The following is a 13850-nucleotide window of genomic DNA, read 5'->3' on the forward strand; positions in this document are numbered from 1 at the left end:
GTTTTATACTTAAATACTATTCCAATGTTACTAATTCCTCATCAGTTACGCTAGCTTCCTTATGTGCAGGCATTTCTATTACATGCTCATCTCTCTTCTTAAATGCAACTGAAAGCATTAACTTTATCCTATTAAGCTGATTTACTTCAGATGAACCTGGATCATAGTCTACTGCAACTATATTTGATTCAGGATATTTTTCTTTAAGTGGTTTTAGCATTCCTTTTCCTGTCACATGATTTGGTAGACAAGCAAAAGGTTGCATACAAATAATATTACTTGCCCCACTTTCAATAAGTTCTATCATTTCAGCTGTTAGGAACCACCCTTCTCCTGTCTGATTTCCAAGAGAAAGTATCTCTGATGCTAAATCTCCAAGTTCCTTTATATGCTTAGGAGCATGGAATCTTTTTGATTTATCTAGGGCAGACTTCATAGTCTTTCTATAAGTCTCCATCCACACTATTACCCACATATAAATATTTCTACTCATCTTACTTCCTGCAAGATACTTGTACTTAAAGTCTTCATCATAGGCTGTGTAGAAGAAGAAGTCCATAAGGTCTGGCATTACAGCCTCTGCACCTTCTGATTCTATAATCTTAACTACATCATTATTAGCTGTTGGATGGAATTTAACAAGAATTTCTCCCACTAAGCCAACTTTAGGCTTAACAATGTCTAAAAGCTCTAAGGTGTCAAATTCTTCAACAATAGCTTTTATATTTCTATTAAATTCACTCTTACTGCCATTTCTAGCATTAATTTTAGCTCTCTCGTTCCATTTTTCATATAAAGCATCTGCTGAACCCTTTATCTTCTCATAAGGTCTCGTTGCATAAAGGACTCTCATAAATAGGTCTCCATATATTAATGCCATAAGAGCTTTCTTAATAAGGTTTAAGGTAATTTTAAATCCTGGCTGCTTTTCTAAACCAACTGCATTAAGTGATAATATTGGTACTTGTCCAAAACCTGCTTCCTTTAATGCCTTCTTTAAGAACCCCACATAATTTGTTGCTCTACATCCACCTCCAGTTTGAGTTATTATTACAGATGTATTATTTGCATCGTATTTCCCAGACTTTAAAGCATGTATTAGTTGTCCTACAACTATTATAGATGGATAACAAGCATCATTATTTACATACTTTAGGCCTTCTTCTACCGCCTCAGTATCTGTTGATGGTAAAACCTCAAAATTATATCCACAAGATCTAACAGCCTCTTCAATTATGTCAAAATGTATAGGTGACATTTGAGGTGCTAATATTGTATGTTTCTTTTTCATTTCCTTTGTAAAAACTGGATTTTTATATTCAATAACTTCCTCAACTGGCACATAACCATTTCTTTCTCTCTCTTCCATAGCAGCTTTTAATGATCTTATTCTTATTTTAGCTGCTCCTAGATTATTACCTTCATCAATTTTTAAACAAGTGTAGATTTTCCCCTTAGCTGCTAATATTTCTGCAACTTGATCTGTTGTTACAGCATCAAGTCCACAACCAAACGAATTAAGTTGTATTAATTCTAAGGATTCTTCTTTAGCTACAAATGCTGCTGCTCTATATAATCTTGAATGATACATCCATTGATCTACCACCCTAAGAGGACTATCTAAATTACCCAAATGTGATATACAATCCTCTGTTAAAACTGCCATATCAAAGGAATTTATTATATCTGGAATACCATGATTTATTTCTGGATCAATATGATAAGGTCTACCAGCTAATACTATTCCTTTCTTTCCTGTTCTCTTTAAATAATCTAAGGTTTCTTGTCCTTTATCTCTTAAGTCTTTATCAAAGTTTTCTCTCTCTTCAAAGGCTGCTGCTACTGCTTTTTTTGCTTCATCTTTAGATACATTAAAGTCTCTAAATTCTTCAACTATTCTTTTAACTAAAACCTCTTGATTTTCTAAAGATAAGAATGGTTCTAAAAACTTAATATTTCTCTCCTTGACAACATCCATATTATTCTTAATAACTTCTGGATATGAAGTTACCATTGGACAATTATAATGATTATTTGCATCCTTAAATTCAATTCTTTCATAAGAGATACATGGATAGAATATAGTATCTATTCCTCTATTAATTAATGAGGTTATATGTCCATGAACAATTTTGGCTGGATAACAAGCTGACTCTGAGGGAATTGTTTCTATTCCTAATTCATACAAAGCCTTACTTGAAACTGGTGAAAGCTCTACTCTAAACCCAAGGCTCGTAAGTAATGTAAACCAAAATGGATAGTTTTCATACATATTTAGTACCCTTGGAATTCCTATTGAGCCTCTCTTAGCTTCTTCCTTTTTTAACGGAATATACTTAAAGGTTCTCTTAAATTTATATTTATAAAGATTAGGTACTTCCGCATTAGTTTTCTCTATTCCAAGTCCTCTTTCACATCTATTTCCCGAAATAAATTCCTCATCTGTTGAGAACTTATTTATTGTTAATAGACAGTTATTCCCGCAACGTCCACACCTAGTAAAATCAGAAACCATTTCAAAGCTATCTATTTTCTCTTTACTTAATAAGTTTGAAGTACTTCCTTCTTCATATCTTTCCTTGGAAATAATAGCTGATCCAAAGGCTCCCATAAGTCCTGCAATATCAGGTCTTACAACTTCCCTTCCAGATATAAGTTCAAAACATCTAAGTACTGCTTCATTATAGAAGGTTCCTCCTTGAACAATAATCTTATCACCCATTTCCTTTTCATCTCTAATTTTTATAACCTTAAATAGAGCATTTTTTATTACTGAATAAGAAAGACCTGCTGAAATATCTGATACATCTGCACCCTCTTTTTGGGCTTGCTTTACTCTTGAATTCATAAATACAGTACATCTTGAACCAAGGTCTACTGGTGCCTTAGCCTTTAATGCTTCTTTGGCAAAATCCTTAACCTCCATATTTAAAGACTTACCAAAGCTTTCAATAAATGATCCGCATCCAGATGAACAAGCTTCATTTAAAAGAATAGAATCAATTACCCCATTCTTTATTCTTAAGCACTTCATATCTTGTCCACCAATATCTAAAATAAAGTCTACTCCTGGTAAGAAATAATCTGCTGCTTTATAGTGTGCTATAGTTTCTATTTCTCCAATATCAACATGTAGTGCTGCTTTAATTAATGCCTCTCCATATCCTGTTACTGTTGAATTAGCTATTTCTACTGATTCTGGTAGTTTTGAATATAGATCCTTAAGAATTTCTATAACTTTCTTTAATGGATTTCCTCCATTACTACCATAAAAATCATATATTATATCCCCATTTTCAGTAATCAATACAACCTTAGTAGTAGTTGATCCTGCATCTATTCCAAGGAATGCTTTCCCACTATAATCTGCTAAATCCTTTCTCTTTGCTTGTGCTTTATTATGTCTTTCTTTAAACTTACTATAGTCCTCATCTGTCTTAAATAAAGGCTCTAATCTGTCTACTCCTTCATCCTTAATTTCAATTATCTTTTCAACATTTCTTACCAATTTTTCTAACTCTAATACTTTACCATCTCTTCCAAGTAAAGCAGCTCCTAATGCAACGAATAACTGAGGATTTTTAGGAAATATCACTTGATCTTTTTTTAGATTAAGAGTTTGTATAAATCTCTCTCTTAACTCCGATAGAAAATATAATGGTCCCCCTAAAAATGCAACATTACCTTTAATAGGTTTACCACAAGCTAGTCCACTAATAGTTTGATTTACAACTGCTTGTAATATTGATGCTGCTATATCTTCTGCTTTTGCTCCTTCATTTATTAATGGTTGTACATCAGTTTTTGCAAAAACTCCACATCTTGATGCAATTGGATAAATAACTTTATGTTTCTTAGCTAAATTATTTAATCCTGCAGCATCTGTATTTAATAAAGTAGCCATTTGATCAATAAATGCTCCTGTCCCACCTGCACAAGTACCATTCATTCTTTGCTCGATACCACCTTTAAAGTAAGTAATCTTAGCATCTTCCCCTCCAAGCTCTATAGCTACATCTGTTTCTGGCACAATCTCCTCAACAGTTTTAGTGCATGCAATAACCTCTTGGACAAATTCTATATCAAGCCACTTGGAAACAGAAAGACCACCAGATCCTGTAACAGTTACAGTGACTCTAGCGTCCCCTATACTCTCGTAGCTTTCTTTTATTAACCCTATAATTGTACTTCTTATATCTGAAAAATGTCTTCTATACTCGCTATATACTATATTTTTACTAGAATCAACCATTACAACTTTCACTGTAGTTGATCCAACATCTAGCCCCATACTATATTTTTTCATCTTTCTTACACCTACCTAGCCAAAATTTTCCCCATATATATTATAACCCTTGTTTCCTAATTTTCAAGTTATAGACAATAAACTTAAGAAGGATTTAAAGTTTATTAAATCCTTCTTTTATTAAACTAATTCATAATATGTAAATATTTCTACTCCTATATTATATATTTATACTTATTTACTCATATTATTCTTTAATTGTCAATTATAGTTATTACTGGATAATAACTTGCAACCTCATTTTAAAATTGCCTCCTATATGACTTTTCTTTCATTATGTAATTTTAAGGAATAATTGTAAAATTAAATGTATATATTATAAAAGCCGTGTCAATAATCTTAAAGACCTTATATTATTAATTTAGGGAGGCTATAATGAATTTTTTTAATGAAGGAAATAAACTATATAATTCTCAGGATTATGAAAAAGCAATAGATTGTTATACAAAAGCTGTGGAAAATAGAGAAAATGAAGCTTGCTCATATTACAATTCTGGTGTTTGCTTTATTAAGTTAAAGGATTATAACAAAGCCATTTCTATGTTACACAAAGCTCTTGAATTACAAAAGGATAGTAAATATTATTTTAACCTTGGTTATTGTTACGCTATGAAGGAAGATACTAATAAAGCCCTTATTAATTTTAATATTGCATGGGCTCTTAATAATGATGATAGTGATTGTGAAAAAGCTATTAATCTCATAACATCAAAAATAGTAAAAAAATAAAGACTCCATTATTTGGGAGTCTTTATTTTTTCTGACTAATACTTACTTAAATCTATATATGGTTCTTAAAACTCTCCTGCCACACTTTTTTTCCTATGCTCATCCTCAAAATTGGCATTATCAAAATAGTCTCCAGCAATATAGAAGGTTGGATCTACATTAATCCACCTACCTTCATCTTCTAAATAAACTTCATTCCATGCATGACTTACATACTCATTTCCATTAAATGCATCCCCAACTACTATTCTAGTTTTAATTCCAATTTCCTTAGCCATAGCAGTATATAGACAAGCATAATCGAAACATATCCCTGTTCTCGTTTTAAATGCCGATATAGCTCCACTTTCATATCCAGTTTCACTATTCATTACCTTTTCAGCCTTATCATCATCATACTTTATATTACTTCCTACCCACTTATAAATACTTTCTGCCTTCTCCCTATCACTATTCCCTCTCTTAGTTATTTCAATAGCTTTATTTTTTATCTCTTCGTTGGACTTAACACCTTCATCTAAGGTTACCCCATTATAGTAGACTACTTTACTACTTGATACATTTTCTAGTAGTCCATTTGATATATTCTTAACCTTTTTGCTATCTACAATTTGTTCCATTTTATCATAAGGTTTTATTCCATCAAAAATATTTATTCTATTGTTACTTCCAGCTAAACTATTATAAAGTACTAACGGAATAGATACTAGTATTATAACTACTAATCCTCTAATAACGCCAAAAACAACTGAGAAAATCAGCAAGAAAGGTCTATTTCTATTAAGCTTATTTATAGCATTATTAAAAGAAAAACTATGTAAAAATCTAAATATAATATGGATAATATATTTTACCAATACAAAGATTAATACTAATCCCCCTATGTGTACCAACCCATTATCCTTAATGCTATTTTCAAATACCCTTCTTAGTATATTAGTAATCATTAGATCAATTTCTTCATAGTATCCAAGCATTATAAAGAATGTTATTATTGTTGAACATCCTGAAATAATCGGCTCTATTGCTTCCCCAAGATCCTCTGTGTACATAACCCGTCTAACAGACCCTATTACTGAAATAATTATTATAGCAAGACAAATTATCTGCTGAATATTTAAGTTCATAGGCACTTCTCCTTTAATCTACATCTTCCACATTTACTACTTTTTTAACTACATCCTTTGCTAAGGAATAATCATATCCTTTTCCTATAAGGAATCTACATAGCTTATTCCATAACTTATACTTATCATCTTCCCTTTTTGAAAGTTGAGAATACTTCTTTCTTGCTAATTCCATTGCAACCTGCATTTCATCTTCTTTATCTATATTTTCTAAAGCTGATGCTATTGCCTCTTCTTCTACTCCCTTTCTCATAAGGGCATATTTTATTTTTTGACTACCTTGGCTTCTCATCCTATCCTTAACATACATTTTAGTATAGCTTTCATCATTAATAAAATTATACTCTTTAAGGAATTCTAAGGTAGGCTTTATTGAATCCATATCATATCCCTTTTCTATAAGCTTGTCAGTTATCTCTTTTTCAGTCTTGTAGCTTCTTTCTATTATTCTAAGGGCTGTATTCTTACACTTTGATAGATTTTCTTCTTTAGCTACTTCCTTTAACTTGACTTCATCAATCTCCATGTTTGTTTTTAATCCCTTTTTATATACAAGCTCTGCATTTACTGCAAAGGCATATACTTCATCTATATATACATTAACTCTATCCTTATTCCTCTTTTGTACTTCAATCTTTGTTATTTTTCCCATTACTTTTTACTCCTTTGGAGATGTTAAAATATGAATAGTAGGATTCTTTAAAACTTCTTGTGCTACTTCATAGATTTTATCCTTATTTAGATTATTTAAACCTTCCATATCTTTAACAAATTCAAATATATCCTCACCTTCAAGTTCTTGATGAAGAACATAATTACAAAGTTCTGCCGAATCTTCGAGAGTTGATATCACTGCTGTCTTATGAACCTTCTTCATAATTGTTAAATCCTTATCCCCAAATACTACTTTTCTCTCTATAATATTTTGAAGAGTTTCGTCTATAGCACTAATTGTTTCATCTATATCATCTTCTGAAACTGCTGTGTAAATATATAGTGTCTTTATATTCTTTGTCATATCTAAATGAGTGTATATATCATAAGCTAAGCCCCTATTCTCCCTAACCTCCCTAAATAATAGGGAATTAGAACTTTCACCTAATCTATGATTTAAAATTCTAAGTGGTAATTCATCATCCTTATTTAAATCATAGAAAGTGTACATATATACTATTGTACTTTGCTCCATATCATTTTTATAATTTGTTACCTTTATAGGGCAATTCTTTTCTTGAACTAATACATTTCCTTCTACATCTTCTCCAGTCCAATTAGAAAATTCATTCTCTACAACCTTTAATGCCTTATCATGATCCATAGATGAAACTATTGTAACCAAGCTATTTTTAGGAGTATAGTACTTTCTATAAAAATTTATAATATCTTCTCTACTAAATCCCTTAACTTTATCTTCTAATCCTGTTACATCATATCTCAAAGGGCTACTTTTAAAAGCAACTTCGTTAACCTTTTTAAAGCTCAAATCCTCAACATCATCTTTACTTGTCCTAATTTCAGCTAGTATTACTCCTCTTTCTCGTTCTATTTCCTCTTCTGAGAATACTGAGGATGTAATCATATCTCCAAGTAAAATTGCTGCATTTTCTATTTCTTCACTTAGGCAATTTATTGTATAAACAGTAGCATTATAATCAGTATAAGCATTATACTCTCCACCAAGTGCTTCTAGCTCATCATTAAGTTCCTCATTATTTCTTTTCTTTGTTCCCTTAAAAAGCATATGTTCTATAAAATGGCTTATTCCTTTTTGCTCTAAACTTTCATTTATAGCACCAACCTTAATCCCTACATTTATAGCAGCAATTTGGGTGTCTTTTTTTATTGTTAATACCTCTAATCCATTATCTAAAAAATGTTTTTTTACATCAAAATTAAGCTTTAGCATTTAAATTCTCCTTTTTTATATATAGCAACTTTAAATATAATCTTTTTTATAGTTTATTACAAGCTGTATAGCTTCTAAATAGCTCCTTAAACCTTAATCTCTAATAATTTTAAAGGAAGACAGCTACCTTAATTGGAACTTACTATATAATTCTATTATTCTATTTTATATCCTTCTACTTTTATATATAATAGATATTATAATTATAACAAAAATAGGAGATGAGCATATGAAAAAAAATATTCTTATTGTAGAAGATGAAATTAGAATTAGATTTCTACTAAGAGATTATTTCTTAAAAGAGGATTTTAATATTCTTGAAGCCGAAAATGGCCAAGATGCTTTAGAGCTTTTTAAAAATAATAAAATAGATCTTATCATACTTGATATAATGATGCCTGTTATGGATGGACTTACAATGCTTGAAAAAATCAGGGAGGTTTCTACTGTTCCTGTTATTCTTCTTACTGCAAAGGGTCAAGAAGAAGATAAACTGCAAGGCTATGACTATGGAGCAGATGACTATATGACTAAACCCTTTAGCCCTAAGGTTCTAGTTGCTAAAGTTAAAGCTCTTCTTAAAAGAACTAGAAAAGAAGTTGATTCTAGCTCCCAAGATTACAATGGATTAATAATAAATAAATTATCTCGTGAAGTTAAGCTTAATGATGAAATATTATCTCTATCTCCAAAGGAGTATGAGCTCCTTGTATACTTAACTACTAATGAGGGTATTGCCCTAAGTAGAGATAATATTTTAGACAATGTTTGGGGACTTGATTATTACGGTGATATTAGAACTGTAGATACTAATGTTAAAAGGCTTAGAGAAAAACTAGGTGATAAGTCCAACTATATCGTAACTGTTAGAGGTAGTGGATATAAATTTGAGGTGAAATAATGAAACATAACCTATCAAAAAGATTATTTACAATAACTCTTAGCTTATTATTAGGCCTTATAGCTTCTACATTTATATTTCAGGTTTTTTTCTTTGAATCTTTCTATGAGAAAAAGAAAATGGCTAATCTTATTAAGGAGATTAATCGTTTTAGAAATATGTACTCTTACGAGCTTGAAGATAATATAGGAATTGGTACTGCTCTCCAAAGTTTCGAGACTTCTACCAATTCAAAAATAGGTATCTTTTCACCAGATGGAGTACTAAAAGTACTGCCAGACAAGAATGCTAAAGATTCTTATGATTCTCTTATTCTTCAAGAGTTTTTTAATCAGCTTATAAGCGAGAAAGAATTACTCTATAAGGTTATTACTACAGGTACTACACAAAGTACAATTTTCTATGATAAAGATAATGGTGATAAAAAAATAGGAGTTATATCTCCTATGTCTTTAAATAGTAAAAATGACTCAATAGTTCTTTCTTTCTCTTCAATACAACCAATTGAAGAGGCTTCTGATGTTATAAGTGAATTTTATGCCTACATCTTTATAGGTTTTATATTTATATCGATATTACTTTCTTCTATATATTCTAACCTTATATCTAAGCCTTTAATAAATATAGATAAGGTTGCAAAGAAAATGTCCAAAATGGACTTTACAGAAAAATGTTTAGTTGATAGAGAAGATGAAATAGGTAGTCTTGCTACTACTCTTAACTTCTTATCTTCCAATCTTGCTAATGCATTAACTGATCTTCAAGAAAAAAATAAAAAACTTGAAGAAGATATTGAAAAAGAAAGAAATCTTGAAGTTATGAGAAAGGACTTTATTGCTTCTGTAAGTCATGAATTAAAAACTCCTATAGGTATAATTGAGGGCTATGCTGAAGGAATAAAAGATGGAATTGTATCTGGTGATGATACCCTAAGATATCTTGAAACTATAATTGATGAATCTCAGAAAATGAGCGTTTTAGTTTCTAATATGCTTGAACTTTCTAAGCTAGAATCTGGTGTACTAAAACCAAAACCAGAAGTATTCAATATTAATAGACTAATAAAAAAAGTTGTTAATAAGCATTCAATAGATGCAAATGAAGAAAATCTAAACTTATATTTTAATGAATGTACTAATTACTCTTATGTAAATGCCGATGTATTCCAAATGGAACAAGTACTGACTAACCTTATTACTAATGCTATAAAATATACACCAGAAGGAAATGATATAATTGTATCCATATCTGAAGATAATAATCGTTATAAAATTTCAATTATTAACTTTGGTGTTCAGTTAGACTTAGGTGAGATAGATAAGCTATTTAATAAATTCTACCGAGTAGACAAGGCTAGAAAAAGAAGTACTAATAGTACTGGTTTAGGATTATCAATTGTTAAAAACATTCTTGACCTACATAATTTTGAATACTCTTTTAATAATATTGAAAATGGTGTTGAGTTTAGTTACTACTTACCTATAGAAATATTAAGTGATGATGAAAACTATATAGATTGATTTTAAGTATCCTATAAAATTAACTAAGACTCCCATATTCCTTTTAATCTCTACTATCTCAATGAATTGTAGAGCTTTAAGAAATATGAGAGTCTTTCTTTTTATATTTCCTTCTTAAGTATTATCTTATCCTTACACTGGATTCCATTTTCAAATATTTCTTCTTCATAATTATCTACAAAGAAATCTTTTATTATAGAGTCCATCCTATACCCTAACAGCTGATATAACTTTAGCTGAGCTATAGATGAATTTCCAGTTCCTATAATAATGCTTTTACCACCTAATTCTAAAATCTTTTTCTCTGCCTCATAAATAAGCTTAGATCCAATACCATTTCTTTGGTACTCCTCAGCTACTGCAACATTCTTTATCTCATAAGCTTTATCTTCAATTTTATTAAGTGCAACTACTCCAATTACACTATTATTATTTTTAGCAACAAATAGGTAAGACTCACTAATATACTTATTTATTGCTGTTTCTTCTGGATCTGCAAGTTTTAATAAATCTATTGGATATTTTTCCTTTATTTCTTCTATCTCAATACTACTTTTTATACTCATCTACTAAATATAGCCTCCATCTACTCGTAACACTTGGCCTGTCATATAACTTGATTCATTACTACATAAGAATACTGCTGTCTTTCCTATTTCTTCTGGTGTCCCAAATCTACCCATAGGTATTTCATCCTCAAGACCATTCCTATCCTCTTCTGTTAGAAATGAATTCATTTGAGTATCTATTACCCCTGGTGCAATAGCATTTACTCTAATACCTGATGGTGCCATTTCTTTTGCAAGAGCCTTTGTAAATAGATTTAATCCTCCCTTTGATGTGGAATATAATACTTCACAGGATGCTCCTACTTCGCCCCACATTGAAGATATATTAACTATTGATCCTCCACTTCCAATCATATGAGGAAGTGCATGTCTTGTTATATACATAGTACCCAAAAGATTAGTATTTAGAAGGTCCTCTATCTCTTCCTTTGTTGCATCTAAAAATAATCCAATTGTGCTTCTAGCTGCATTATTTACTAAAATATCCACCTTTCCAAAATACTCTATAGTTTTTTTAACTATCTCTTCTGCACCTTCAAATGTTGATACATCCATCTTTACTCCATAAGCTACACTTCCAATATCATTAAGTAAATCCAATGTTTCCTTTGCTCCATCATCATCCTTAGAATAATTTATAACTACATTTGCTCCTTCTTTTCCAAGCTCTAAGGCAATTGCCCTTCCAATTCCCCTTGAGCCACCTGTAACTATTGCAACTTTTCCTAATAACTTACTCATTTCATTCATCCTTTATCTCTATTTTAATGTTTCTATAAATAATCTTAATGCATTTTTATAATAAATCTTTTCTATCTCCCTCTCTGTAAATCCTGCTTTTTTTAGTTCTAAAGCTAACTTACCCATTTCTGAAGCATCCTTTATCTCAACCTCATTACCAATACCATCAAAGTCACTTCCTAAAGAAATGACATCAATTCCACCAACATTTTTTATATGTTTAATGTGTTGTACCATATCTTCTATAGCTGTAATAGGCTTATTTCCTATAAAGTCTGAACAGAAATTAATTCCCATTATTCCACCCTTATCTGCTAACTTTTTTATCATATCATCAGTTAGATTTCTTGGATGTTCTTGTATAGTTCTACTATTTGAATGGGTTACTATAAACGGTTTTTCACAATAATCCACTAAATCATAAAAACCCTTATCTGAAAGATGAGAGCCATCTGGTATTATACCAATTCTCTCCATTTCTTTAACCATATCTAATCCTAATTGTGTTAATCCATTTTCCTTATATAAATACTGATAATTTGGATAACCTAGAGTATTTTTATAATTCCACGTTAAAGTTATAAATCTAATCCCCTTATCATATACCTTCTTTATATTTTCAATATTTCCCTCTAACACTTCTCCCTCTTCAATTGAAAGAAATGCTCCTACCTTTCCTGCCTCCTCTACTATTCTTAAATTTTCTACACTTGTAACTAGCTCTATACTATTTTTATTTTTAAGTAATTCATTAATAAAAGTATTATACATAGCTTCAAACTCTAAGAATGGATTTTTAACTGACCCAACATCTATGAAAAAAGCGAAAACCTGTGCTAAGGCTTCCCCCTCTCTCAGTTTTTCTATATCAATCTTAAAATTGTTTTTATTAAGTTCACCTTTCTCATAAAGAATTCTTCCAGCTGTATCACAATGTAAGTCTATATATTTCATATCCTTCACCTCTATTACTATTATAACTAATCCTCAACATATTTTAAATATTCTTCAATTCTCTCTGGACCTCCAATAATATTCCTTTTAATATATAAGCTATTATCATCCCTAACTGCAATACTCCACTTTACCAAGGCTATAAGTCCACTATTTATTTCTATTGAGCTAATAGAATAAGGAAGAACACAACAACCATCATTAAAATAAAGCCCCTCCCCTGAACTTGGAAATCTACTTCTATGAGTATGACCACATATCAAAAGTTTTTTATTCTCCTTTGCCCATTCCTCAAGTTTAATATCTATAATTCCACCTTTTTTATAATTATTAGCTGGGCTTGTTGGTGATTTAAAGCCTGCAATCCCTTCCATAAAACGCCATACGTGTCTTACAAGAAATTTACTAATACTAGCAAATTCATAGTTCATAACATCAAGCTGATGTCCATGGGTTACCATTATCTCCTTTCCCATAGGTAGATACCTTAATACTAGTCCTTCCTTAAACTTAATATTATCAATTAAATAAATAAGGTCCTCCCCAAAGTTAACACCTATTTTTCTTAACTTTTTCTTCTGTTTCTCTAGGAATTCCCTACTACTCTTCTTGCCATCATGATTTCCATATATAAGATAAAGTCTCTTATCCTTATTAAACTTATTTAAACTTTTAAAAATGTCTTTATAACTATAAGCTATATCCCTATAACATTTATTTTTCCAAAGTTCATCTCCATCTCCTGCCTCAATCAAGGTATACTTCTCTTTAAAATAATAATTTAAAGCTGCCACATAGATACTTTTATTCCCAATTAGAGAATCAGCATAACTACCATCACCTCTATGTATATCACTTATAATAACTATTTTTGATCCCCTATCAAAGGGTATTCTATCACTTGTTTCATATAGATTTAATAGCGCCTTTTTCCCCATAAAACCCTCTCATATATTCCTACTTACTATAGCATTATATGAACTACTGTAAAAAGTACGCACTCTATATTAAAGAATAGTTTAATTATCTACAGCCTCAAACTTTCTATGCAGAAAAAGCATAGGTTCCATATATGATCCTATGCTTTCTATTATTTT

11 protein-coding genes are annotated in these 13850 nt (G+C 30.6%); 3 read left to right on the forward strand and 8 right to left on the reverse strand.

The features are described from left to right. Nucleotides 1-16 precede the first annotated feature (16 nt). Entirely contained in the window at nt 17-4306 is a 4290-nt protein-coding gene (locus ACSYT2_RS09490) for an acyl-CoA dehydratase activase-related protein (protein ID WP_438384590.1), read from the reverse strand. A 375-nt stretch (nt 4307-4681) separates the two neighbouring features. On the opposite strand from ACSYT2_RS09490, the gene ACSYT2_RS09495 reads away from it, so the two are divergent. Continuing rightward, complete coding sequence (locus ACSYT2_RS09495; protein WP_430855038.1) at nt 4682-5035, forward strand: tetratricopeptide repeat protein; 354 nt, start codon at nt 4682-4684, stop codon at nt 5033-5035. A 65-nt stretch (nt 5036-5100) separates the two neighbouring features. On the opposite strand, the gene ACSYT2_RS09500 is transcribed toward ACSYT2_RS09495, so the two are convergent. From ACSYT2_RS09500 to ACSYT2_RS09510, 3 genes are read right to left on the reverse strand one after another with little or no spacing between them, the layout of a single operon-like run. Then, nucleotides 5101-6162: a transglutaminase domain-containing protein gene (locus ACSYT2_RS09500; protein WP_430855039.1), complete on the reverse strand. Its 1062-nt coding sequence runs from the start codon at nt 6160-6162 to the stop codon at nt 5101-5103. A gap of 13 nt (nt 6163-6175) precedes the next feature. After that, nucleotides 6176-6814 (reverse strand): recombination regulator RecX, encoded by a 639-nt coding sequence (gene recX / locus ACSYT2_RS09505; protein ID WP_430855040.1) that lies wholly within the window; start codon nt 6812-6814, stop codon nt 6176-6178. 6 nt (nt 6815-6820) lie between these two features. Further along, nucleotides 6821-8068, reverse strand: coding sequence for a M16 family metallopeptidase (locus ACSYT2_RS09510; RefSeq protein ID WP_438384591.1), 1248 nt, complete (start codon nt 8066-8068; stop codon nt 6821-6823). Nucleotides 8069-8297: 229 nt separating this feature from the next. Between ACSYT2_RS09510 and ACSYT2_RS09515 the strand changes: the two genes are divergently transcribed. Together ACSYT2_RS09515 and ACSYT2_RS09520 are read left to right on the forward strand one after the other, a co-directional pair. Beyond that, nucleotides 8298-8969: a response regulator transcription factor gene (locus ACSYT2_RS09515; RefSeq protein ID WP_430855042.1), complete on the forward strand. Its 672-nt coding sequence runs from the start codon at nt 8298-8300 to the stop codon at nt 8967-8969. Further along, a complete protein-coding gene (locus tag ACSYT2_RS09520; protein WP_438384592.1) occupies nt 8969-10489 on the forward strand; it encodes a sensor histidine kinase in 1521 nt (506 codons plus the stop codon). The genes ACSYT2_RS09515 and ACSYT2_RS09520 overlap by 1 nt, the downstream gene beginning before the upstream one ends. A 101-nt stretch (nt 10490-10590) precedes the next feature. Here the strand turns inward: ACSYT2_RS09520 and ACSYT2_RS09525 are convergent, their stop codons facing one another. From ACSYT2_RS09525 to ACSYT2_RS09540, 4 genes are read right to left on the reverse strand one after another with little or no spacing between them, the layout of a single operon-like run. Next, nucleotides 10591-11055, reverse strand: coding sequence for a GNAT family N-acetyltransferase (locus ACSYT2_RS09525; RefSeq protein WP_430855044.1), 465 nt, complete (start codon nt 11053-11055; stop codon nt 10591-10593). Nucleotides 11056-11058: 3 nt separating this feature from the next. Next, nucleotides 11059-11799, reverse strand: a complete 741-nt coding sequence (ymfI, locus tag ACSYT2_RS09530) for an elongation factor P 5-aminopentanone reductase (protein ID WP_438384593.1) — start codon at nt 11797-11799, stop codon at nt 11059-11061. Between the two features lie 18 nt (nt 11800-11817). Continuing rightward, nucleotides 11818-12753: a dipeptidase gene (locus ACSYT2_RS09535; RefSeq protein WP_438384594.1), complete on the reverse strand. Its 936-nt coding sequence runs from the start codon at nt 12751-12753 to the stop codon at nt 11818-11820. Nucleotides 12754-12779: 26 nt separating this feature from the next. Continuing rightward, nucleotides 12780-13691, reverse strand: coding sequence for a metallophosphoesterase (locus tag ACSYT2_RS09540; protein ID WP_430855047.1), 912 nt, complete (start codon nt 13689-13691; stop codon nt 12780-12782). Nucleotides 13692-13850: the final 159 nt, after the last annotated feature.

Origin of the sequence: Clostridium zhoujianii, from assembly GCF_051590805.1 — a bacterium.
Taxonomy (GTDB): Bacteria; Bacillota; Clostridia; order Clostridiales; family Clostridiaceae; genus Clostridium.